The sequence below is a fragment of the Flavobacterium sp. genome (genome assembly GCF_035292545.1).
Classification (GTDB): domain Bacteria; phylum Bacteroidota; class Bacteroidia; order Flavobacteriales; family Flavobacteriaceae; genus Flavobacterium.
The window spans coordinates 19,397-42,764 of record NZ_DATDPV010000062.1; the positions used below are offsets into that span (position 1 = coordinate 19,397).

General features: G+C 35.4%; 27 protein-coding genes. 22 read left to right on the plus strand and 5 right to left on the minus strand.

All coding sequences use genetic code 11. From position 1 onward, the window contains the following. Positions 1 to 256 precede the first annotated feature (256 nt). The 8 genes from VI621_RS10460 (at position 257) to VI621_RS10495 (ending at position 7,507) form a co-directional block, all read left to right on the plus strand. Positions 257 to 1,657 carry an anthranilate synthase component I family protein gene (locus VI621_RS10460; protein WP_324218333.1) on the plus strand — a complete coding sequence of 467 codons (1,401 nt, stop codon included), beginning with the start codon at positions 257 to 259 and terminating at the stop codon, positions 1,655 to 1,657. A 74-nt stretch (positions 1,658 to 1,731) separates the two neighbouring features. Next, positions 1,732 to 2,301: an aminodeoxychorismate/anthranilate synthase component II gene (locus tag VI621_RS10465; RefSeq protein ID WP_324218334.1), complete on the plus strand. Its 570-nt coding sequence runs from the start codon at positions 1,732 to 1,734 to the stop codon at positions 2,299 to 2,301. Between the two features lie 82 nt (positions 2,302 to 2,383). Next, positions 2,384 to 3,376, plus strand: a complete 993-nt coding sequence (gene trpD / locus VI621_RS10470) for an anthranilate phosphoribosyltransferase (protein WP_324218335.1) — start codon at positions 2,384 to 2,386, stop codon at positions 3,374 to 3,376. A gap of 3 nt (positions 3,377 to 3,379) precedes the next feature. Next, positions 3,380 to 4,165: an indole-3-glycerol phosphate synthase TrpC gene (gene trpC, locus VI621_RS10475; RefSeq protein WP_324218336.1), complete on the plus strand. Its 786-nt coding sequence runs from the start codon at positions 3,380 to 3,382 to the stop codon at positions 4,163 to 4,165. Continuing rightward, entirely contained in the window at positions 4,162 to 4,767 is a 606-nt protein-coding gene (locus tag VI621_RS10480; RefSeq protein WP_324218337.1) for a phosphoribosylanthranilate isomerase, read from the plus strand. Before trpC ends, VI621_RS10480 begins: the two co-directional genes overlap by 4 nt. 39 nt (positions 4,768 to 4,806) lie before the next feature. Next, entirely contained in the window at positions 4,807 to 5,994 is a 1,188-nt protein-coding gene (gene trpB, locus VI621_RS10485; protein WP_324218338.1) for a tryptophan synthase subunit beta, read from the plus strand. 110 nt (positions 5,995 to 6,104) lie between these two features. Beyond that, on the plus strand, positions 6,105 to 6,866 hold the full coding sequence (gene trpA / locus VI621_RS10490) for a tryptophan synthase subunit alpha (RefSeq protein WP_324218339.1): 762 nt from the start codon (positions 6,105 to 6,107) through the stop codon (positions 6,864 to 6,866). A gap of 296 nt (positions 6,867 to 7,162) precedes the next feature. Next, complete coding sequence (locus VI621_RS10495; RefSeq protein ID WP_324218340.1) at positions 7,163 to 7,507, plus strand: hypothetical protein; 345 nt, start codon at positions 7,163 to 7,165, stop codon at positions 7,505 to 7,507. A gap of 42 nt (positions 7,508 to 7,549) precedes the next feature. On the opposite strand, the gene yaaA is transcribed toward VI621_RS10495, so the two are convergent. After that, on the minus strand, positions 7,550 to 8,308 hold the full coding sequence (gene yaaA / locus VI621_RS10500; protein WP_324218341.1) for a peroxide stress protein YaaA: 759 nt from the start codon (positions 8,306 to 8,308) through the stop codon (positions 7,550 to 7,552). Positions 8,309 to 8,533: 225 nt separating this feature from the next. Here yaaA and VI621_RS10505 point away from each other — a divergent pair, with 225 nt between their 5' ends. The 7 genes from VI621_RS10505 to VI621_RS10535 all read left to right on the plus strand — a co-directional run bounded on the left by VI621_RS10505 (position 8,534) and on the right by VI621_RS10535 (position 12,894). Continuing rightward, entirely contained in the window at positions 8,534 to 8,659 is a 126-nt protein-coding gene (locus tag VI621_RS10505; RefSeq protein ID WP_324218342.1) for a hypothetical protein, read from the plus strand. Between the two features lie 186 nt (positions 8,660 to 8,845). Beyond that, positions 8,846 to 9,907 carry a reverse transcriptase family protein gene (locus VI621_RS10510; protein WP_324218343.1) on the plus strand — a complete coding sequence of 354 codons (1,062 nt, stop codon included), beginning with the start codon at positions 8,846 to 8,848 and terminating at the stop codon, positions 9,905 to 9,907. 61 nt (positions 9,908 to 9,968) lie between these two features. Further along, complete coding sequence (locus tag VI621_RS10515) at positions 9,969 to 10,865, plus strand: J domain-containing protein (RefSeq protein WP_324218344.1); 897 nt, start codon at positions 9,969 to 9,971, stop codon at positions 10,863 to 10,865. Next, entirely contained in the window at positions 10,862 to 11,155 is a 294-nt protein-coding gene (locus VI621_RS10520; RefSeq protein WP_324218345.1) for a chaperone modulator CbpM, read from the plus strand. The genes VI621_RS10515 and VI621_RS10520 overlap by 4 nt, the downstream gene beginning before the upstream one ends. Before the next feature lie 74 nt (positions 11,156 to 11,229). Then, complete coding sequence (locus tag VI621_RS10525) at positions 11,230 to 11,694, plus strand: SRPBCC domain-containing protein (RefSeq protein WP_324218346.1); 465 nt, start codon at positions 11,230 to 11,232, stop codon at positions 11,692 to 11,694. A 287-nt stretch (positions 11,695 to 11,981) separates the two neighbouring features. Further along, positions 11,982 to 12,422 (plus strand): VOC family protein, encoded by a 441-nt coding sequence (locus VI621_RS10530; RefSeq protein WP_324218347.1) that lies wholly within the window; start codon positions 11,982 to 11,984, stop codon positions 12,420 to 12,422. Between the two features lie 4 nt (positions 12,423 to 12,426). Further along, on the plus strand, positions 12,427 to 12,894 hold the full coding sequence (locus VI621_RS10535) for a GNAT family N-acetyltransferase (RefSeq protein ID WP_324218348.1): 468 nt from the start codon (positions 12,427 to 12,429) through the stop codon (positions 12,892 to 12,894). A gap of 476 nt (positions 12,895 to 13,370) precedes the next feature. On the opposite strand, the gene VI621_RS10540 is transcribed toward VI621_RS10535, so the two are convergent. Both VI621_RS10540 and VI621_RS10545 read right to left on the minus strand, forming a co-directional pair. Next, positions 13,371 to 14,423 carry an RluA family pseudouridine synthase gene (locus VI621_RS10540; RefSeq protein WP_324218349.1) on the minus strand — a complete coding sequence of 351 codons (1,053 nt, stop codon included), beginning with the start codon at positions 14,421 to 14,423 and terminating at the stop codon, positions 13,371 to 13,373. Beyond that, complete coding sequence (locus VI621_RS10545) at positions 14,413 to 15,018, minus strand: PASTA domain-containing protein (RefSeq protein ID WP_324218350.1); 606 nt, start codon at positions 15,016 to 15,018, stop codon at positions 14,413 to 14,415. Before VI621_RS10545 ends, VI621_RS10540 begins: the two co-directional genes overlap by 11 nt. Before the next feature lie 285 nt (positions 15,019 to 15,303). Here VI621_RS10545 and VI621_RS10550 point away from each other — a divergent pair, with 285 nt between their 5' ends. The 4 genes from VI621_RS10550 (at position 15,304) to VI621_RS10565 (ending at position 18,196) form a co-directional block, all read left to right on the plus strand. Continuing rightward, positions 15,304 to 16,278 (plus strand): D-alanine--D-alanine ligase, encoded by a 975-nt coding sequence (locus VI621_RS10550; RefSeq protein ID WP_324218351.1) that lies wholly within the window; start codon positions 15,304 to 15,306, stop codon positions 16,276 to 16,278. Positions 16,279 to 16,288: 10 nt separating this feature from the next. Then, complete coding sequence (locus VI621_RS10555; protein ID WP_324218352.1) at positions 16,289 to 16,981, plus strand: DUF421 domain-containing protein; 693 nt, start codon at positions 16,289 to 16,291, stop codon at positions 16,979 to 16,981. Between the two features lie 49 nt (positions 16,982 to 17,030). Then, positions 17,031 to 17,495 (plus strand): pantetheine-phosphate adenylyltransferase, encoded by a 465-nt coding sequence (gene coaD, locus VI621_RS10560; protein WP_324218353.1) that lies wholly within the window; start codon positions 17,031 to 17,033, stop codon positions 17,493 to 17,495. Positions 17,496 to 17,617: 122 nt separating this feature from the next. After that, a complete protein-coding gene (locus VI621_RS10565; RefSeq protein WP_324218354.1) occupies positions 17,618 to 18,196 on the plus strand; it encodes a PhnA domain-containing protein in 579 nt (192 codons plus the stop codon). 74 nt (positions 18,197 to 18,270) lie between these two features. Here the strand turns inward: VI621_RS10565 and VI621_RS10570 are convergent, their stop codons facing one another. Next, the gene (locus tag VI621_RS10570; protein WP_324218355.1) at positions 18,271 to 19,617 is read right to left on the minus strand and encodes a DEAD/DEAH box helicase; all 1,347 of its coding nucleotides are present in this window, start codon (positions 19,615 to 19,617) and stop codon (positions 18,271 to 18,273) included. A 137-nt stretch (positions 19,618 to 19,754) separates the two neighbouring features. On the opposite strand from VI621_RS10570, the gene VI621_RS10575 reads away from it, so the two are divergent. Further along, positions 19,755 to 21,485, plus strand: a complete 1,731-nt coding sequence (locus tag VI621_RS10575; protein ID WP_324218356.1) for a M14 family metallopeptidase — start codon at positions 19,755 to 19,757, stop codon at positions 21,483 to 21,485. A 10-nt stretch (positions 21,486 to 21,495) separates the two neighbouring features. Here VI621_RS10575 and VI621_RS10580 read toward each other — a convergent pair whose 3' ends face one another. After that, entirely contained in the window at positions 21,496 to 22,098 is a 603-nt protein-coding gene (locus VI621_RS10580; RefSeq protein ID WP_324218357.1) for an NUDIX hydrolase, read from the minus strand. Between the two features lie 7 nt (positions 22,099 to 22,105). Here VI621_RS10580 and pyrE point away from each other — a divergent pair, with 7 nt between their 5' ends. Beyond that, the gene (gene pyrE, locus VI621_RS10585) at positions 22,106 to 22,753 is read left to right on the plus strand and encodes an orotate phosphoribosyltransferase (RefSeq protein ID WP_324218358.1); all 648 of its coding nucleotides are present in this window, start codon (positions 22,106 to 22,108) and stop codon (positions 22,751 to 22,753) included. A gap of 43 nt (positions 22,754 to 22,796) precedes the next feature. Continuing rightward, positions 22,797 to 23,189 (plus strand): SRPBCC family protein, encoded by a 393-nt coding sequence (locus tag VI621_RS10590; RefSeq protein WP_324218359.1) that lies wholly within the window; start codon positions 22,797 to 22,799, stop codon positions 23,187 to 23,189. The last annotated feature ends 179 nt before the right edge of the window (positions 23,190 to 23,368 follow it).

Below are 23,368 nucleotides of genomic sequence, written 5' to 3' on the forward strand. Positions count from 1 at the left end.
GCTCTATTAATTTTTAAATTATTTTATACAGATAATCAAATTTCATTTCTATATTTGCATTTAGAATTTAAACACATGAACACAATTTTAAACAATACTTGGTGGTGGAACAATTTACGTCAAACGTCGTGAACTGATCCTCATATTGTATTTTTTAAAACCAAAATATATAAAAAGGCTTGTCAATCACGACAAGCCTTTTTTTTATGCGAATAATTAAGCTAAAGATGCACTGCATCTCAACAAAAAATGAAAAATGAGAAAATATAAATTACATACCCATTACAAACAGATCCTTGCCGACACGATAACGCCAGTAAGTGTTTATTTAAAAATCCGCGATAAATTCCCAAACAGTTTGTTGTTAGAAAGTAGTGATTATCATGCGAATGACAATAGTTTTTCCTATATCTGTTGCAATCCTATAGCCTCGATAAAAATTGAGAATGAAACCATTTCTAAATCTTTTCCCGATGGTACTTCCGAAACTATTGCAATTCAAAAAGAGACTAAGATTCCTGAAATTCTTCAAGATTTTGCATCGCAATTTCAATCAGAGAACAATGATTTCAAATTCATCAACAACGGATTGTTTGGGTATATTGGGTATGATGCCGTTCGTTATTTTGAAAAAGTAACTATCAAAAACAAAACTGATGATTTGCAAATTCCAGATATTTATTATGCCGTTTATCAAAATATTATTGCCATCAATCATTTCAAAAATGAAGCGTATATTTTTTGTCACAGCATTGACAATAAAAACAATATCTCCGAAATAGAACAATTGTTGCAAACCCGAAATTTTGCTTCTTATCCCTTTTCAAAAGAAGGAAAAAGCATTTCCAATTTATCGGATGACGAATTTAAAACCAATGTTGCTTTAGCCAAAAAACATTGTCATCGCGGTGATGTATTTCAATTGGTTTTATCCCGACGATTTACGCAAGGTTTCAAAGGAGACGAATTCAATGTGTACCGTGCTTTGCGAAGCATAAATCCTTCTCCTTATTTGTTCTTTTTTGATTATGGAAATTTCAAAATCATGGGTTCCTCGCCCGAAGCGCAATTGATTGTAAAGAATCGAAAAGCCGAAATTCATCCCATAGCCGGGACTTTTAAACGTACTGGTAATGACGAACAAGATGCCCTTTTAGCCAAACAACTTTCGGAAGATCCAAAAGAAAATAGCGAACATGTGATGTTAGTCGATTTAGCGAGAAATGATTTAAGTCGAAACGGCAATAACGTAACCGTTGATAAATACCGCGAAGTACAGTTTTTTTCTCACGTGATTCATTTGGTTTCCAAAGTAACAGGCGATTTGCATGAAAAAGCTTCAACGATGCAAGTCGTAGCAGATACGTTCCCAGCAGGAACCTTATCGGGCGCACCCAAACACAAAGCCATGCAACTCATTGAAAACATAGAAAACACAAACAGAACTTTTTATGGTGGCGCCATTGGATTTATGGATTTTGATGGTAACTTTAATCACGCCATTATGATTCGCACTTTTTTGAGTAAAAACCATCAATTGCATTACCAAGCCGGAGCCGGAATTGTAGCGAGTTCCGATGAAGAAAACGAAATGCAGGAAGTATATAATAAATTAGGAGCATTGAATAAAGCATTGGATTTGGCAGAGACAATTTAATAATTCGAAAATAAAGGGTTTCAGGGAAGAATTTTTAAATTTTTCAATCATTTAATCTTTCAATATAATAAAAAATGAAAAAGATATTAGTCATAGATAATTACGATAGTTTCACCTATAATTTAGTGCATTATCTCCAGGATTTAAACTGCGAAGTAACCGTTTACCGCAACGATGAATTTGATATTGAAGAAATCAAAAACTTCGATAAAATTTTGCTTTCTCCCGGACCCGGAATTCCAAACGAAGCTGGATTATTAAAAGAACTCATCAAAACGTATGCCTCAACAAAAAGTATTCTCGGCGTCTGTTTAGGACAACAGGCCATTGGAGAAGTTTTTGGCGGAAGCCTTATCAATTTGGATAAAGTCTATCATGGTGTAGCCACAAAAATTGACATTACTGTAAATGATGAAAATTTATTTGAAGGTTTACCCAAAGAAATCGAAGTCGGACGTTACCATTCCTGGGTAGTAAATCCGGAAAATTTTCCAAAAGTACTAGAAATTACGTCAACCGATGAAAACGGTCAAATTATGTCACTTAGACATAAAACCTTTGATGTTCGAGGTGTACAATTTCATCCGGAAAGTGTGTTAACTCCTGATGGAAAGAAAATTTTAGAAAATTGGATAAATAACTAACTAACAAAATTTTATTGTAAAATCTGAATTCGGTTTTAAGCAAAAATGCTTGAAGCCTTACTCTTCTAATGCCTTAAATCAAATGAAAAATATAATAAAGAGACTCATCCATCACGAAACTTTATCAAAAGAGGAAGCCAAAAATGTATTGGTCCATATTTCCAATGGAAGTTATAATCCGAGTCAAATCGCCAGTTTCTTAACTGTATATATGATGCGAAGCATTACCATCGAAGAGCTCGCCGGTTTTCGCGAAACATTATTAGAATTGTGTATTCCCATCGATTTATCCGCCTACAACACCATCGATTTATGCGGAACCGGCGGCGACGGAAAAGACACGTTCAACATTTCGACTTTAGCTTCGTTTGTAACGGCAGGAGCAGGAATAAAAGTGGCGAAACATGGAAATTATGGTGTTTCTTCTATCTCAGGTTCGAGTAACGTAATGGAAAGCTTGGGAATCACATTCAGCAATGACAATGATTTTCTGGAGAAATGCATTGACCAAGCCGGGATTTGTGTACTTCACGCTCCCCTATTCCATCCCGCGATGAAAAACGTGGCGCCCATCCGAAAAGAACTGGCGGTCAAAACCTTCTTTAATATGTTAGGTCCCATGGTGAATCCGTCATTTCCAAAGAACCAGTTGGTAGGTGTTTTTAGTCTGGAATTAGCCCGAATGTATGCCTATTTATATCAAAATACCGACACCAATTTTACCATTTTACACAGTTTAGACGGTTATGATGAAATTTCGTTGACAGGAAGTACCAAAACCATTTCCAATACAATGGAAGGTATGCTCCAACCGGAAGATTTTGGAACAACACTTTTACAACAAACCGAAATTCAAGGCGGAAAAACGATTAAAGAATCGGCGCAAATGTTTCTGAATATTATTTCCGGAAAAGGAACCGAAGCCCAAAATAACGTGGTCTGTGCCAATGCAGGAATGGCAATTGCCACCGTAAACCATCTTACGCCAAAACAAGGATTTGAGCATGCAAAAGAGAGTCTGCACAGTGGAAAAGCATTAGAGAGTTTGAAAAAATTACAACAATTAAGTTTATAAATTATGACCATTTTAGACAAAATAATCATCGATAAAAAACGAGAGGTCGAGCTTAAAAAATCGATTATACCTGTTTCTCAATTGGAAAACTCCGTATTATTTGGCAGCAAAACCATTTCTTTAAGTAAAAATTTAAGAAACAGCACCTCCGGAATTATTGCGGAGCACAAACGCCGTTCGCCATCAAAAACCATTATCAATCAGAATTTTACTGTTGAGGAAGTGGTAAAAGGTTATGAAAATGCAGGAGTTTGCGGTATTTCGGTTTTAACGGACAGTAAATATTTTGGTGGCTCGTTGGACGATTTACTTTTGGCAAGAGCCTCAGTAAATGTATCGCTTTTGAGGAAAGAATTCATAATTGATGAATATCAAATTGTTGAGGCCAAAGCCCACGGCGCCGATGTTATTTTACTGATTGCAGCCGTTTTGACAAAGCAAGAAATCAAACATTTATCAGAATTTGCACAATCCTTGGCAATGGAAGTTTTGCTGGAAGTCCACAATCGCGAAGAATTGCAGAAATCGATTATGCCGAGTTTAGATATGATTGGCGTGAACAACCGCAACTTAAAAACCTTCGAAGTCAGTCTGGATTTCAGTAAAGAATTAGTGGCTTATATTCCAAATGACTTTGTCAAAGTTTCCGAAAGCGGTATCAGTTCCATTGAAGCTATTAAGGAATTGAGACCTTACGGCTATCAAGGATTTCTGATTGGTGAAAACTTCATGAAAACCGATAATGCCGGTCAAGCGGCTTCATCATTTATTTCAAAATTCAGCATATGAAACTCAAAATCTGTGGCATGAAATATTACGAAAATATTCAGGAAATAAGCCAATTCCTTCCGGATTACTTAGGTTTTATATTCTATGATAAATCATCCAGATATTTTGATGGAGAAATTCCCGAACTACCAAAAAGCATCAAAAAAGTGGGGGTTTTTGTAAATGCAACTTTAGAGGAAGTCATTTCTAAAATAGAAAAATACGATTTAGATATTATTCAATTACACGGAAGTGAAACCCCCGAATTTTGTAAAAAACTACAACAAGTTCCCGTTGAAATCATCAAAGTATTCTCTGTCAATGATGAATTTAGTTTTGATGTAATTAAACCTTTTGAATCTGCATGTAATTACTTTTTATTCGATACCGAAGGAAAATTACCCGGTGGAAACGGAACCACTTTCAACTGGGAAATATTGAAAAAATATACTTCAAACAAACCCTTTTTCCTAAGCGGCGGCATTGGAATTGAAGAAATCGAGAAAATAAAAAAATTGAATTTGTCCATTCACGCCATCGACAGCAACAGCAAATTTGAAACAGAACCCGGATTAAAAAACGCACAATATTGCATCAATGCAATTAAAATCATAACAGTGTAAAGACGCACCGCAGTGCGTCTCTACGAAAAAAATAATACTATGAAAACAACCTATCACGTTAACGAAAAAGGATTTTACGGCAATTTCGGCGGGGCTTATATTCCCGAAATGCTCTATCCTAATGTGGAAGAATTGCGTCAAAATTATCTCAAAATAACGGCTGAACCTTCTTTCCAAAAAGAATTTGCAGCCTTATTGAAAGACTATGTAGGAAGACCCACACCACTTTATTTTGCTGAGCGATTGTCCAAAGAATACAATACCAAAATCTATCTCAAAAGAGAAGATTTATGCCATACCGGAGCGCATAAAGTCAATAATACAATTGGGCAAATTCTATTGGCAAAACGCCTCGGAAAAACCCGAATCATTGCCGAAACCGGAGCGGGTCAACACGGTGTGGCAACCGCAACGGTTTGTGCTTTAATGGGACTACAATGCATTGTTTATATGGGCGAAATCGACATTAAACGCCAGGCACCTAATGTCGCTAGAATGAAACTGCTCGGCGCCGAAGTTCGTCCCGCAACCTCAGGCTCCAAAACCCTGAAAGAGGCCACAAACGAAGCCATTCGCGACTGGATTAACAACCCGACTGACACTTATTATATTATTGGTTCTGTGGTGGGGCCTCATCCCTATCCGGATATGGTGGCGCGTTTTCAAAGCGTGATTTCTGAAGAGATTAAATCGCAATTACTGGAAAAAGAAGGCCGTGAAAATCCGGATTATGTCATCGCCTGTGTTGGTGGTGGAAGTAATGCAGCCGGTGCTTATTATCATTTTTTAGATGATGAAAAAGTCAAAATAATCGCTGTCGAAGCAGCCGGAAAAGGCATCCATTCCGGAGAAAGTGCCGCAACCTCAGCGTTGGGGAAAATCGGGATTATTCACGGAAGTAAAACCCTTTTGATGCAATCCGATGACGGTCAGATTACCGAACCGTATTCCATTTCCGCCGGACTGGATTATCCCGGAGTTGGTCCGATACACGCCCATTTATACGAAACCAAAAGAGCCGAATTCCTCTCGATTACCGATGATGATGCGATGCAATGGGGTTTGAAACTATCACAATTGGAAGGTATCATTCCTGCTATAGAAACCGCGCATGCTTTTGCTGTTTTAGACAAAAAACAATTCAAACCAACGGACATTGTGGTGATTAACCTTTCCGGTCGCGGCGACAAAGACCTGAATACTTATATAGATTATTTTAAATTATAATTGGGCGTTCCCGCAAGGGTCGGGCTATCCGCTATATCTTTTTTGCGGCTGAAAAAGCCACAAAAAAGGATGCCGCTGCTATCCCTAACGCAAATAAAAAAACATAAAAAATGAACCGAATTCAACAAAAATTACAAGAAAATAAAAAGATCCTTTCCATCTACTTTTCGGCTGGATATCCCTACCTCAACGATACTGTCGAAATTATTCAGGATTTAGAAAAAAGTGGTGTTGACATGATTGAAATCGGCTTGCCCTTCAGCGATCCATTGGCCGATGGACCAAGTATTCAGGCGAGCTCTACAAAAGCTTTGGAAAACGGAATGACCACCAAATTGCTTTTCGAACAACTAAAAGACATTCGGAAAACCGTACAAATTCCGTTGCTTATTATGGGCTATTTCAATCCGATTTTGCAGTTTGGCGTAGCAGCTTTTTGTCAAAAATGTGCCGAAATTGGCATTGACGGACTGATTATTCCCGACCTTCCGGCAGCAATTTATGAACAGGAATACAAAGCTATTTTTGAGCAAAATAATCTTAAAAACATTTTACTGATTACGCCGCAAACCTCAGCAAATCGCATTCGGGAAATTGACAAAATTTCAAATGGATTCATTTATATGGTCAGCAGTTCCAGTGTAACAGGAAGCCAAAGTTCTTTTGGTGAAAACCATGAAAATTATTTCGAACGAATTGCTAAAATGAATCTAAAAAATCCACAAATTGTAGGTTTTGGAATAAGTAATAAAGAGACTTTTTTACAAGCATTAAAACATCAAAAAGGGGCAATTATAGGCAGTGCTTTTGTAAAACATTTAAAAGAAAAAGGAACAGCAACTATTCCTGATTTCATTAGAAATTTTAATTAAAAACCCAGGAATCTTATTTCAATTTTTTATCCCATTTGATTGAATGATTAAAAAAAGGAAAAACAAAGTCGGTCTTTCCAAAGCAATGCAATAAATTACATAAAACCAATCTATTTTAGAAAAACTCTGGATAAAACATTCGGAGTTTTTTATTAATACCAATAGCAATCATGCTACTTTCGGGAGAATCCAATTTTGTTAAAAACATTAATAAAAAAATTGAAATCATTTTTAATAATTTCTTATATTTGATTGAAGATAAAATAGTTACACTTAATTTAAAAAATATTAGGGCTATGGGATTATTTGGAAATAATGTAAAGAAAATCGTTCAGGAGTTTAGAAAAAAAAGTGAACATTACTCTAATGACATGAGCAAAGAGATTAATGAGTTTTTAGAAGATTTAAAATCTGATTATGAGGAAAACAGTTCAATTCTTCCTGAATTCGTGGAATTTGTTGAAGAATTAAAACACAAATTAGATCCAAAAGACGCTCATAAATTAGTGGAATTTTCTTCTCGACTAGTCAAAATAAAAAGATGCGCAAAAAAAGGAGTCGAAGCGATGGTAGAACTATCCAAAGATCATAAAAAATTAGCAAGAGAATCTTTTAGAGATTTCGAAGAATACGCTAACTAAAAACCTGTTTTTTTTTAGTATACAACAAAATTAAAACCAGCCTTATCTGGTAAATACCAACTTGTGTCCTTTTGACAAATTAGCATCATATTGATATCCCTCGTAATTGAATCCCTTTAGATCTTCGATGGTCTGCGCATTGGTATCAATAATATAGCGCACCATCATTCCTCTTGCTTTTTTGGCGAAGAAACTGATCATTTTTAATTTTCCGTCTTTATAATCTTTGAATTCGGGCGTGATAACAGGAACTTTTAACGCTTTAACATCTACCGCGGAAAAATATTCATTGCTGGCTAAATTGACGAACAATTCGCCTTTCTTTAATTCTTTGTTCAGCTCCTTTGTTATGGTTGGTTTCCAGAATTCGTATAAATTTTTATGAGTACCAACAGCCATTTTTGTTCCCATTTCCAAGCGATACGGCTGAATCAAATCCAAAGGTTTCAACAAACCATATAAACCCGAAAGTATTCGCAAGCGGTCTTGTAAATTATCTAATTTTTCTGCTGGAATCGTATAAGAATCCAGGCCCGTGTAAACATCCCCGGCAAAAGCAAAAATAGCGGGACGTGCATTTTCCGGAGTAAAAGGTGTTTTCCAATCCTGATTGCGCTTCCAATTCAAATCGGCTAATTTCTCTGAAATAGTCATCAAATCAGACAATTCATTGGGAGATTTTTGTTTTAAAACTTTATGAACCTGTCTCGCTTCCTTTAGAAATAAAGCTTCCGAATGTTTTGCTGTGGGTAACGGGGTTTCAAAATCCAAGGATTTGGCTGGAGATATAACGATTTTCATAGCTTTTATTTATGTTTTCAAAAATACAAATTCAAATGGTAAATCGATATACGATAAAATGTTTTTTCAATTTGTATCTTGACGAAATTGTTTGTAAATATTTTAAATCAATTATAACAATTTAAGTTATAATTTTTGTAAATTTATAGTTCATTTATATTATATAATTCATTAACAATGAATGTATTGCTAAATAAAATTTAAAAAAATAACTGATTTAAAAAAATGTATAATATTAAAATAAAAAAACAAGATAAAAAGGATTGGATTGAAAAGGATGTAAAAAGTAAAATTCCGAAATTAGACAAGAAAGTGGTTTTTGTACCAAGTCAAAACGAGTTAAACTTCTGATCTTTTCACAATGAACTGTGTTAGCTTCGGCTGACAACGGAGCCGTGAGTCACTGTTCTGTAATTGAATGCTCTTTCAAGCACTGGGTTTAAAAGTCTCTCCGCAGAGCTCCGAACCTTTTAAACCCGTATTCCTAATTGGGGTGAGGGACACAAAAGTCCCCACTCCATTAATGATTTCAGTATTATGGACTTTGAAAAATACAGCATCGCGTTTACAAAAGAAGCTTTAAAAAAAGGCTATACGGAACAGAATATCCAACGTTGTCTGGATTATGCTAAGGTTTTGTTTTCAAATCATGTTCCTGTTATTTACAATACTTCCCATCTGTCTGAATTGGTGGGTTACAAAAAAGAATACCTCAATAAAGCCATTTTCCACACAAATTATTTTTATCGCAACTTCGAAATATTAAAAAAAAGCGGCAAAAAACGACTCCTATCTGAGCCGCTTCCCAGCTTGAAAGAAATACAGCTTTGGATTCTTAAAAATATCCTTTACAAAGTGCCCGTGAGTGCTTTCGCCAAAGCATACAAACCCAAAGTAAGTCTCTTAGAAAACTTAAAATTTCATAGAAACCAACCCAAAGTATTCACTCTGGATTTAGAAAATTTCTTTCCATCAATTAAAGTGGAAGCCATTGAAAAAATATTCCATCATTTAGGCTATTCCAGTGCATTATCGAATATGCTTGCTAAACTCTGCTGTAAAGAGGGTGCTTTGCCTCAAGGTGCGCCAACGAGTCCGTATTTATCCAATCTGTTTTTTAATTCCGCCGATGCCATCATTTCTGATTTTTGCAAACAAAAAAAAATCAGATATACCCGTTATGCTGATGATTTGAGTTTTTCGGGCGATTTTGACGAAAAAGAACTGTTGAAAAAAGTAACTGAAATCGTTGAGAGTTTAAAGCTTCGCATCAATAAAAGTAAAACCAAACTGATGACACCTGACAGACGACAAACCGTGACCAGCATCGTTGTAAATGAAAAACCACAGGTCGTATTTAACAAACGTAATCAATTAAGACAATCGTTATATTACATTAAAAAGTTTGGAATCGAAGAACATCGCAAACATGAAAACTTAAGACAAGCCAATTATTTGGAACATCTGTTAGGAAAAATAAATTTCGTGCTTCAGATTAATCCGAGTGACCAGGAATTTAAAGAATACAAGACTTTCCTGATTGACCTGAAAAAGAAACAGGATTTAAAAATTAAAGACGCAGAGCCAATGCCCATCTAAAAAAAGAGAATCCTTTTCAAAAAAAACAATAGTATAGCTGAAATTAGAAAAATGATGTAAAATGGCATTTATAGATTATTATAAAATATTAGAACTTGATAAAAACGCAACGGATGCCGAGATAAAAAAAGCGTACCGAAAAGCTGCCCGAAAATACCATCCCGACTTAAATCCCAATGACAAAGAAGCCGAAAAAAAATTCAAGGAAATTAATGAAGCCAATGAGGTATTGAGCAATGCCGAGAATCGCAAAAAATACGATCAATACGGAGAAGACTGGAAGCACGCCGAGGAATTTGAAAAATCAAAACAGCAACGCCAACATCACCGAGGCGGTCAACAAGATGGATTTGGTGGGTTTGGCGGTGGCGGAGATTATTCAGATTTTTTTGAATCCATGTTTGGTGGCCGTTCCGCAACTGGGAGAGGCCGTACTACACAATTTAAAGGTCAGGATTATAATGCCGAACTGCATCTTGATTTGAAAGACGTATACACCACCCACAAACGCACCTTAACAGTCAATGGTAAAAACATCAGGCTTACCATTCCGGCGGGAGTCGAAAATGGTCAGGTCATAAAAATCAGCGGACATGGAGGTGAAGGATCCGGCGGTGGTCCAAAAGGAGATTTATACATCACGTTCTTCATTGAAAACCACACTAATTTTAAGCTCGACAAACACAATTTATACACAACAGTAGATTTAGACTTATACAGCGCCCTATTAGGCGGGGATATCACAGTAAACACTTTTGACGGAAAAGCGAAACTAAACGTAAAACCGGGGACCCAAAATGGCACAAAAGTAAAACTAAAAGGAAAAGGCTTTCCTGTTTATAAAAAAGAAGGCGAATTTGGTGATTTATACATTACCTATCAGATAAAAATACCTACCGACCTTTCTGAAAAAGAAATGGAATTATTTACCGAACTTGCTAAGTTAAGAAAGTCATGAGCTTCGAAAATTTCATACCCGTCCATACATTAACCACCCAATATCAAGTGGAATTGTCATTCTTTTCTAATTTAAGTGAAATGGGATTGATAGAAATCAAAACTATTGAAGAATCTCAATACATACATGAGAATCATATCTTTGAAATTGAAAAAATATTAAGAATACATCGGGATTTAGATATCAATATTGAAGGAATTGACGTAGTTTTTAATCTGTTGCAAAAAATAGATGATTTACAAAATGAATTAAACATTATTAAAAACAGATTACAATTATATGAAAATTGAATACAAAAAAATAAATGTTCTTCTGGATAAGGATTTACAAATAAGCTATTAAATTAACCTTAATTACAATCACAATGAAAAAATTAGAATTTACAGTTAACATCAACGCACCCAAAGAAAAAGTATGGGAAGCGCTTTGGAAAGATCCAAACTACCAAAAATGGACCAGTGTTTTTAGTCCTGGTTCAAAAGCAGTTACGGATTGGAAAGAAGGAAGTAAAGTATTATTTCTTTCTGAGAAAGGTGACGGTATGTATAGCAAAATTGAAAAAAGCGTACCAAACACCCTGATGTCCTTCAAACATTTAGGTGAAGTAAAAGATGGTCAGGAACTGCCGATTAATGAAGAAACAAAAAAATGGACCGGCGCCATGGAGAATTACTTACTCGAAGAGAAAGAAGGAACCACATCACTGAAAGTTGAAATGGATGCTGCCGATGAGTTTACTGACTTTTTTAATGAAAAATTTCCAAAAGCGCTGGAAAATGTAAAGATGTTGGCTGAAAGTCAAAAGACCGAAAACCAATTCAAATATTAACACTACTTGGCAAGATTATAGTGAAATAGCAATTTGAGATGTAAATTTTAATTTGTCACTTGATAAAGAATCACTAAAGCATTTGCCTGCAAAAAAGCTCCAACTCGGGGCTTTTCTGCTTCATTTTATTGTATAGTAAAATACGTCATTTCGATTTTAAAATTGAGAAAATTGATTACATTTGAAAATACGAATTTAATTACAAATGTTTACCGAGGACTTTTTAAATTTATAGAGATTGCAGAAAAATTAAACTATTTATTCAAACAATTAAAAATACAATAACAATGGCAAAAGTAAATCCTTATTTAACCTTTAACGGCAATTGCGAAGACGCATTCAATTTTTACAAATCAGTATTTGGTGGCGAATTTCCCTATATCGGAAGATTTAAAGAGATGCCTCCAATGGAAGGCGGTAAAGAAATTTCGGCGGAAGATGGCGAAAAAATCATGCACGTTTCATTGCCAATCAGTAGCGAAACCATACTAATGGGTAGTGATAGTTCTGAATCATTTGGACAAGTAACCACTGTTGGAAACAATTTTTCAATTTCTATCGATGCAGCAAGCAAAGAGGAAGCTGACAAATTATTTAATGGCCTTTCCGCAGGTGGAAAAGTAACAATGCCACTAAGTAAAACTTTTTGGGGTGCATACTTTGGAATGTTTACCGACAAGTTTGGAATTAACTGGATGGTAAATCACGACGAAAACGAAAAAAAATAAATAAATGAACGCCAAAGTATTAATCCGAGAATATTTTGACAAAGACAAAACTGCGGTATTAAATTTATTAAAATTAAATACGCCGGAGTATTTTTCACCGGAAGAAGAAAAAGACTTAATTTATTATTTAGACCATGAAATAGAATATTACTTTGTCCTTGAATCAGACGATAGAATTGTTGGCTGTGGCGGGTTTAATTTTTCAGGCGATGAAACAAACGGAAAAATAAGCTGGGATATTTTTCATCCAGACTATCAAGGCCAATCATTAGGAAGTAAGCTATTGCAATATCGTATTGAAAAGCTGAAAGAATTTAAGGACCTAAAAACAATAACCGTCCGTACCTCGCAATTGGTCTATAAATTCTATGAAAAACATGGTTTTAGATTAATTGAAACCGTTGAAGACTACTGGGCAAAAGACTTTCATCTATACAAAATGGAATATTTGGATGAACACCAACAATATTGACTTAAAACTTATTATACTTAACTTCAATTGGCTATTTTTAGCAAAGCATTAGACATAAAACGAATTAATCTTTAGGAATGATAATTTAATGGTATTTATAAATTCAAGAACAAATAAATTAGTTTTTTTCCTCAGTCTGCTTGCCTCTGGATTCTGTTGGTTTGGACGGCTTATAAATGCATATCATTTTGTTTTAGTTGGTGCGGTTTTTGAACTTCTGTGGCTTCCGACACTAATCATGTTACTTATTCTGCCAATATTATCCTTTATCCTTTTGGTTCGAGAAAAGTTTAATATAAGGTCACTTAATTTATATTCTATTCTTATAATGGCCATTACAATTATATTTCTGATTTTTTGAAAATAATGTTTTGAATGAAAATAATGAAGTTCTGCCTACATCATTTCTTCCTTCATCTTCGAATCTGCCATCACAAAATAAAAACCCATAAAAAAAGCCCCAATCGGGGCTTTTTTTAATTTTCTTCTTCTACATCGCTGTTATGCGATTTCGAATAATTTCTCCATTTTTCAATACAATCCTGCATATCCTGTGGCAATTCGGTATCAAAACGCATCATCTCTCCCGTCGTCGGGTGAATAAAACCTAAAGTTTTGGCGTGTAAAGCCTGACGTGGTAATGCTTTAAAACAGTTATCAATAAATTGTTTGTATTTCGTAAACGTGGTTCCTTTGAGAATCAAATTTCCCCCATAACGTTCGTCATTAAAAATCGGATGGCCAATATGTTTCATGTGAACACGGATTTGGTGCGTTCTTCCGGTTTCAAGAATACAGGAAACCAAAGTTACATATCCAAATCGTTCCAACACTTTATAATGTGTCACGGCAGGTTTTCCTATTTCCGGATCGTCAAAAACCGACATTTGCATGCGGTCTTTTACGTGTCGGGCAATGTTGCCTTCAATAGTCCCTTGGTCTTCTTTCATCGTTCCCCAAACCAACGCCACATATTCTCTTTCAGAAGTTTTGGCTTCAAATTGCTTTGCCAAATGCGTCATCGCCGCTTCGGTTTTAGCAATTACCAAAAGTCCCGTAGTATCTTTATCAATTCTGTGAACCAAACCCGGTCGTTCACTGCTGTTCATCGGTAAATTCTCAAAATGATACGCCAAAGCATTCACCAGAGTTCCCGTATAATTCCCGTGTCCGGGATGAACCACCAATCCTGCCGGTTTGTTAATCAACAAAAGTGCATCGTCTTCATAAACAATATCCAACGGAATATTCTCTGGATCCACGCGGTTTTCAAATGGCGGATGCGTCAGCATTATACGAACCACATCAAATGGTTTTACTTTATAATTAGACCTTACAGGAAGATCATTCACATAAATATCGCCAGCCGTTGCTGCATTCTGAATTTTATTTCTCGTTGCATTTGGAATTAAATTCATCAAAAATTTGTCAATTCTCAAAAGCAATTGCCCTTTGGGAACATCAAATCTAAAATGTTCGAATAATTCGTCTTCTATCTCTTCTACTTCAGTATTCTGATTATTGCTCATTCGGTATATTCGTATCTAAACTGTCTAATTCTGCTTCATCAAATCCTATTTTTCCATCTCCAAGCACCAAATCAATTTTGGATGATTTGAAGATTTTATCGCCAGGATTCAATTTTTTTCCATTATATCTCATTTCCAAAACCATGTCTTTTCCAAGATAAGGCTTATAGGTAATCTCCCCTTCTTCCAATCCCAGTGATTTTAAAGTTGGTACCGCTTGACGGTATGTTTTTTCCACCAGATTAGGCATTCTGATCAGGGTAAAACCCGAAGAATTAATCTTGATATAAATTTTTCTGTTTTCCTTTACTTTCTCACCCGCAATAGGATCTTGCTCTACCACACTATGTTTCGGATAATCCTTTTTATAATCTACGCTGTCCAAAAGCACATAGTCTAAATTTAAGTCATCCAGCTTCTCCTCCACCTGCTCTTCACTCAATTTACTCAAATCCGGAACCGTAATTTCATGTCCGTGATCGGTCGTAAAAGTCAGCCAATGCATAAACAGATAAACCAAAACGGCCATAATTGCCAAAACAATAAGAATCTGCACAAAAAACACACGACTGCTAAGATATTTCCCTAAACTCATATAAATTTTATTTACCGCAAAGATATAAATACTAAAGGTTTTTCCTTTCAACAAAAAATGATATTTTTGTTTAACTAAAATCTGTTTTAAGATTTGAAGCTATTCCTGCTGTCCGCTGTATCTTTTCCTGGCTAAAGAAGCCAGAAAAAGGATGCCGCTTCCATCAGGGCTAAAAACCGTAAAAAATACTAAGATAAACTGTTCTATTACCAATTCTAAAATAATCCGATTTCTGCTCCCTCTCCTTTGGAGAGGGCTGGGGTGAGGAAACATTAAAATATACATATGAAAAATATAGCCATCATCATGGGAGGATTTTCCAGCGAATATAAAATCTCCTTAATCAGCGGAAAAGTAGTTAATCAATACCTAGACAAAACCAAATACAAAGGATTTCCAATCCATATCTTCAAAGAAAAATGGGTCTATGTCGATGAATTGGCCGTGGAACATCCTATCGATAAAAATGATTTTTCGGTAACGGTCGATGGCAAAAAAATCAATTTCGATGCCGTTTTCAATGCCATTCACGGAACACCCGGCGAGGACGGACTGATGCAGGCCTATTTCGAATTAATCGGTATGCCTCAAACCTCCTGCGATTATTACCAAGCTGCTTTAACGTTCAACAAGCGCGATTTATTGTCGGTTTTAAAACCCTACGGCATAAAAACCGCCATTTCCTATTATCTAAACAAAGGCGATGCAATCAATACAGATGAAATTGTAAAAAAAGTAGGTTTGCCATGTTTCGTAAAACCCAATAAAGCGGGTTCCAGTTTTGGGATTTCCAAAGTAAGAACCGCTGCCGAATTACCCATCGCCATTGAAGTAGCCTACAAAGAAGACAACGAAATCATCATCGAAAGTTTTCTGGGCGGAACCGAAGTTTCTGTTGGCGTAATCAATTACAAAGGAAAAGTAACCGTTTTACCCATAACAGAAATTGTTTCCGAAAATGATTTCTTCGATTACGAAGCCAAATATTTAGGGAAATCTCAGGAAATCACGCCTGCCAGAATTTCTCCCGAGATGACCGAAAAAGTTGGCGCCATTGCCAAAAAAGCCTACGAAGTACTAAAAATGAAAGGTTTCTCCCGAAGCGAATTCATCATCGTAAATGACGAACCACACATGCTTGAAATGAACACCATTCCTGGATTAACCACCGAAAGTCTGATTCCGCAACAGGCAAAAGCTGCCGGAATATCTCTGGAAGACTTGTTTTCTAATGCAATCGAATTGGCTTTAAATAATTAATTTCATTTTTATGAAAGAAATCTTTGAATGGGATCGATTATTATACAATGATTTACCCATATCCTTTCTTTTAGAGGTCATTTTCCGTTCCACCATTATGTTCACGGTTTTGCTATTGACTTTAAAGTTCGCGGGAAAACGGGGCGTAAAACAATTGTCCGTTTTTGAAACCGTAATTATTATTGCTTTGGGTTCTGCCGCCGGCGATCCGATGTTTTATGAAGCAGTGGGAATCATTCCGGCCATAACCGTATTTATTGTCATCATCCTTTTATACCGATTGGTAACCTGGCTCACCGGAAAAAGCAAAAAATTCGAAGAGTTTATCGAAGGAAAAACAGAATGTATTATCAGCGAAGGAAAATTTTCAATCGCAACCTTTAAAAAAGAAAGTCTGGGACAGGATGAATTTTTTGCTGAGCTCCGATTGAAATCGGTGGAACATTTAGGTCAGGTAAAAAATGCATTTATGGAAACCAGCGGTGAAATCAGCGTCTTTTATTATGAAGACGATGATGTACAGCCTGGCTTACCCATTCTACCAGGTTTATTTCTATCAAAAAGTAAAACAATTCCATCGAAAGGGATTTATTCCTGTACCTTTTGCGGGCATACAGAAAGTCACAAACCAGGAAATGCAGAATGTAAAGTTTGTCAAAAACTCGAATGGGTCGAAGCAATAAAAACACTGCGAAAAACCTAATATCACCTTATTTATTCATAATTTTGATATCAATTTTATCCTAAAAAAAATGAGAAACGCCATATTCCCAGGATCCTTTGATCCGATTACTTTGGGTCATTTAGATATTATCAAAAGAAGCATTCCGCTTTTTGATGAAATTATCGTTGCCATTGGCGTAAATGCAGAGAAAAAATATATGTTTTCACTGGAAGAACGCAAACAATTTATCGAGGAAACTTTCAAAGATGAACCAACCGTTTTTGTCATTACTTACGAAGGGTTAACCATTGATTTATGCAAAAAACTGAAAGCGAATTTCATTCTCCGTGGTTTGCGTAACCCTGCTGATTTTGAATTCGAAAAAGCCATAGCACATACCAACAGAAGATTGTCTAAAATTGAAACAGTCTTTCTGTTAACAGCTGCTGACACGTCTTTCATCAGTTCCAGTATCGTTCGCGATGTGATTCGAAATGGTGGCGAATATCAAATGCTGGTTCCCGAATCAGTACGAGTAAAAGATCATAATTAGTATCGAAAATTGTTACTCTTTTTTAAAAATAAAAGAGTAACGAACTATTTTCAACTTGAATTTAAATTTGTTAAAGGCGCTATTTAGCCGTATTTTCGCAAATCAAAACAGATATCCCAACCATGAGTATAGAAAGAGAATTAAATAAACGCAGCGGTTCTAAATGCGAACTTTGTGCTGCAACGGAAAACCTAAAAGTATATCAAGTACTGCCAACACGAAAAGGTGGACTTGAGGAAAGTATACTGGCCTGTAATACTTGTATCGATCAAATTGAAAACCCGGATCATGTAGATTTAAACCACTGGAGATGTCTAAATGACAGCATGTGTAGCGAGCATACTCCGGTACAAGTTGTGGCATGGAGAATGTTAAGCCGCTTGAGTAAGCATGGCTGGCCTAAAGAATTGCTGGACCAGATGTACTTAGATGAGGAAACATTGGCGTGGGCTCAAGCAACAGGTGAAGGTGAAGAAGATGAAAATAAAGTGATACATAGGGATGTAAATGGAGTAATCCTTGAAACCGGAGATTCAGTTGTCTTAATCAAAGATTTAAAAGTAAAAGGATCAAGTATGGTTGCCAAGCAAGGAACTGCAGTACGTAACATCAGACTGGATCATGAAAACGCAGAATATATCGAAGGAAGAGTTGATGGTCAGCAAATCGTAATCATTACACAATACGTGAAGAAACTGTAAGTTTCTTAAAACAATAAAAAAAGGCTGTAATTCAAATGAATTACAGCCTTTTTTAAATCTATAAAATAAGAAGGTTACTCCTCTTCTTTCTTAATCACTTTTCTGGCGACTTCGATTTTAAACTTCTTCCCTTTCATTTTCTCGTCACGAATAGCATGAAGCAAATCCTTTACCTTATTGAATTTCACTGCCGCAAAAGAGATAAAATCTTTTACTTCAATCAATCCCAAATCGCCTTTTTCCAATTTTCCTTTTTGAGAAAAGAAACCAACGATGTCAATTTTATTCAATTTATTTTTCTTTCCACCGCTAATATAAATCGTTTGGAATTCAGGTGGTTTTGGTAATGCATTGGAATTTTCAATTTTCAAAGCTTCCATACCATAATCGATATAATCCATTTTTTTCTCACTTTCATGAGCAATAATATACGCCGTTCCTGACGCTAACATACGCGCTGTTCTTCCGTTTCTATGTGTGAATTCGTCTTCTTTCGAAGGCAAATGATAATGAATAACGTGTTTCATCTCTGGAATATCCAAACCACGAGCCGCTAAATCGGTTGTTACCAAATAACTCACACTTCCATTTCTGAACTGAATTAAAGCACGTTCTCGTTCGTCCTGATCCATTCCTCCGTGATAATAGGTGGAATAGATTCCTTTTTCGTTCAGCGTGTCGCTAATGCGTTCTGCCGCATCACGATGGTTACAAAAAACCAATGCAGATTGCGATTTTAATGAACAAATCAAATTAAACAAACTCCCGATTTTATCTTTCTCTTTCGAATTCACCATTTTCATCGAAAGATTGGTTCTTTCCTCTTCTTCCGGAATAAAATCCAAAATCGTCGGATTAATCACTCTTGTGTATTTTGGAATTTCAATATCGGAAGTTGCAGAAACCAAAACGCGCTTGTTAAGTTTGGTTAGTTTTCCAATGATAAAAGACATTTGCTCATGGAATCCCAATTGCAATGATTTATCAAATTCATCCAAAATCAACGTTTCGATTTTATCTAAACGAAAAGTTCCTCTGTCGATATGATCCGCAATTCGTCCCGGAGTTCCGATTAAAACTGCTGGTGGATTACTTAAATTTTTGATTTCCGTATCGATGGAATGTCCACCATAACACACATTTACCTTGTAATCCGTTCCCATTTTTTTCCAAACCTGCTCAATTTGCAATCCCAATTCCCTTGAAGGAACCAAAATCAAACATTGAACAGAAAGGATTTCAGGCTTCAGCATTTCAAATATAGGCAACAAAAAAGCCAATGTTTTTCCGGAACCTGTTGGTGATAATAAAAGTATATTGTTGTCACTCAGAATGGTTTCCTGAGCGGCAATTTGCATTTCGTTTAGGTTTTCAATTCCTAAATTTAAAAGTATATTGTTAGAATGATGTTTATTTTTCATTTTGCAAAGGTAAAATGAATTATGAGTTTTAAGTTATGAATTGTAAGTTTTGTAACAAATTCCATTTTTTCGGAAATAGAAAATGATACTAATTGTAAAATAATTACATTTGATTTCTCTTTTATAAAAACCTAAATATGAGATTTTTCACTATTCTATTTTTATTGTTTTCTTTTTCTTTGTTGGCACAAAAAACCAATAAATACAATACTTTTTTCGAAAAAGGAAACGGAAATCAAACAACAACTTATCCCGAAACCATTGCTTATTATATGCTTTTAGCAAAAGATTTTCCCAGTATCAAAATGCAGGAAATGGGGTTAACAGATAGTGGAAAACCGCTACATATTGTAATTTTTAATCCTGAAAAAACTTTTAATTTCAACGAAATCAACAAAACGAAAGCCGTAATTTTAATCAATAACGGCATTCACGCCGGTGAACCCGATGGAATTGATGCCACCATGATGTTGTTCAGAGATTTGGCTTTAGGCAAGATCAAAGCACCGAAAAATACTGTTTTAGTTACCATTCCGATTTATAATATTGGAGGTGCCTTAAACAGAAATTCAACCACACGGGTAAATCAGGATGGTCCCGAAGAATATGGTTTCCGCGGCAATGCAAGAAATTATGATTTGAATAGGGATTTTATTAAATCTGATTCAAGAAATACAAAGAGCTTAGTGGATATTTTTCATCAAACAAATCCTGATGTTTTCATTGACAATCACGTGAGTAACGGTGCCGATTATCAATACAAACTGACTTACATCATGACGCAGCACAATAAATTAGGTCCTGATTTGGGAAATTATTTAAATGCTGAAATGATGCCTGCCTTGATAAAAGATTTACAGAAAAAGAAAATAGAAATTACACCTTATGTCAATGTTTTCGGTGGAACGCCAGACCAAGGTTTTGCTCAATTTTTCGAAAGCCCTCGTTATGCCACGGGTTATACTTCCTTATTCAACACGATTGGATTTGTAGTGGAAACACATATGTTGAAAAAATATGCAGATAGAGTAAAAGTAACATACGAATACATGGTTGCTGCGATTGATTATACCGATAAAAATTTTCAAACCATTAAAGCGTTGCGTTTGAAAAACGAACAGCATTATTTACCGAAAAAATCCTACTCTATCCAATGGGAAATCGACAGTTCGAAAGTAACAAGCATTCCGTTTTTAGGTTATGAAGGAAGTTACAAAAAAAGCGAGGTAACCACGGGAGATCGCTTATTTTATGACAAAACAAAACCTTTCAAAAAAGACATTCCTTATTACAAAGAATACAAATCGGTAAAAGAAGTTATGATTCCGGAAGCTTATATTATTCCGAAAGGTTTTTGGAATGTGATTGATTTATTAAAAAGCAATCATATTACATATACGCAACTTCAAAAAGATACCGTTATCGAAGTCGGAAGCTATAAAATTGCCGAATATAAAACTGCCACAAATGCTTACGAAGGGCATTATCCGCATCGGAATACTAAAGTAACTTCGAAATCCGAAAAAGTGGCTTTCGCCAAAGGGGATTACGTGTTTTCAACCCAACAAAAAGGGGTCAAATACTTATTGGAAACCTTAGAACCGGAAGCAATGGACAGCTTTTTCAACTGGAACTTCTTTGATACTATCTTGCAGCAAAAAGAAGGCTATTCCGAATATGTATTTGAAGATTTAGCCGCACAGCTTTTAAAGGAAAACCCAAAATTAAAAGCCGAATTAGACCAGAAAAGAAAAAGTGATAAAGCTTTTGCAGGCAATCCGGATGCGCAATTGTACTGGATTTACGAAAATTCGGTCTATTACGAAAAAGCATATTTGCAATATCCGGTGTATCGATGGATAAAATAAAAAAAAGCTCCTATTTCAGGAGCTTTTCTGTTTCAAACAATAACTTTATATTTTCATAGGAATTTTTTAGGGCCTCCTGAATCTGTTCTGGATTTTTCCATTCCACTTTTTCAATTCCCTCATCGGCTTGACCTTCCGGTATCCCTTCAAAATCAGTTTGCATTTCGAACCAATGCGTGATTTTGAGTTTATAACGTCCGTTGCGTTTAAAAATGTGATAGGTTTTTTGCAATTTATGGTTAATTTTTAAACCTGTCACTCCTGTTTCTTCTTCCACTTCACGAATCGCTGTATCTTCAATTTCTTCTTTTTTCTCGATACCACCTTTGGGTAAATCCCACTTTCCGTTCCTGAAAATGAATAAAACTTCGCCTTTTTTATTATAAACCAAACCTCCGCCAGCTTTATTGACCGGGATTTTAGCTTTTAATTTTTTCATAATCTCCTTTTCATCAGGATGATATAAATAGGCTTTATGAATTTTATTTTGAAACATTTTGACAATAAGTTGCTTGATATCAACGCTATCCAACAAGAAAAATTGAAAATCTGTTTCTTTGAAGATTTCATTTGTCAAAAAAAGTGGTTTATCGTTCACAAAAACTTTATACATTTGTAATATGATTTTTAATAAAGACACAGCCGAAAAAACAGCCGAATTGCTTTTACAAATAAATGCAATTAAATTGAATCCAGGAAATCCTTTTACATGGGCTTCCGGATGGAAATCTCCTATTTATTGCGATAATAGGATAATACTCTCATTTCCAGTGATTAGAAATTACATTCGAGATGAATTTTCTAAAAACATTGAAAAACAATTTGGAAAGCCAGATGTAATTGCCGGAGTAGCCACTGGTGCTATTGGAATTGGCATGCTGGTTGCCGAAAGCTTGGGATTACCGTTTGTTTATGTGAGACCAGAACCAAAGAAACATGGAAGACTGAATCAAATAGAAGGTTTCTTGCAAAAAGGCCAAAATGTAATTGTAGTTGAAGATTTAATCAGTACCGGAAATAGCAGTTTACTAGCAGTTGAAGCGTTGCGTGAAGCGGGTGCAAACGTAAAAGGAATGGTTGCTATTTTTAGTTATGGGTTCAAAATTGCTGAGGAAAATTTCAAAAAAGCGAATGTAGATTTATATACTTTAGGCAATTATGAAAATTTGTTACACGAAGCAGTAGCCAAAAAATACATCACAGAAGAAGAACAACAAACTTTGCAGGAATGGAGAATTAGTCCATCTACATGGGGAGTAGAAGTTTAGATTTTTAAGCCCTAATTTTTATCAACCAATCACAAACCTAAATATGAATTTAGAAAGTCCAAAAGTTACTATAGAAAAGTCGGCAGAATATTTATTTAACGCCATGACTGACGTTAAAAATTTCGAAAAATTAATGCCTGAAAATATTGCGAAATTTGAAGTATTAGATGAAAATGCTTTTATTTTTGGTCTAAAAGGAATGCCTGAAATCAAATTGAAAATGATGGAAAAAGTAGCGCCAAACAAGATTGTTCTTGGAGCTGCCAGTGATAAGTTGCCTTTTACACTTACGGCTAATATCAATGGGGTCTCTGAAAATTCTTCAGAAGTAAAATTGGATTTTGAAGGCGAATTTAATGCCATGATGGCCATGATGATTAAAGGACCAATCAGTAAATTTATTGAAACTTTAGCTCAGAATATGAATAAATTATAAGAATATATTTATAGTAAATATTCCAAAAAAACCTTTTAGTGAAAACTAGAAGGTTTTTTTTTGATGTTTGAATATTCTAAAATGTTGTTTAATCGAGATTTCGAGTTAGTCATAGAGAAATTTTGTGCAAAAAGATTTATTGAAGTACCTTAACTGTCATATAATAATGAAGTTACCTT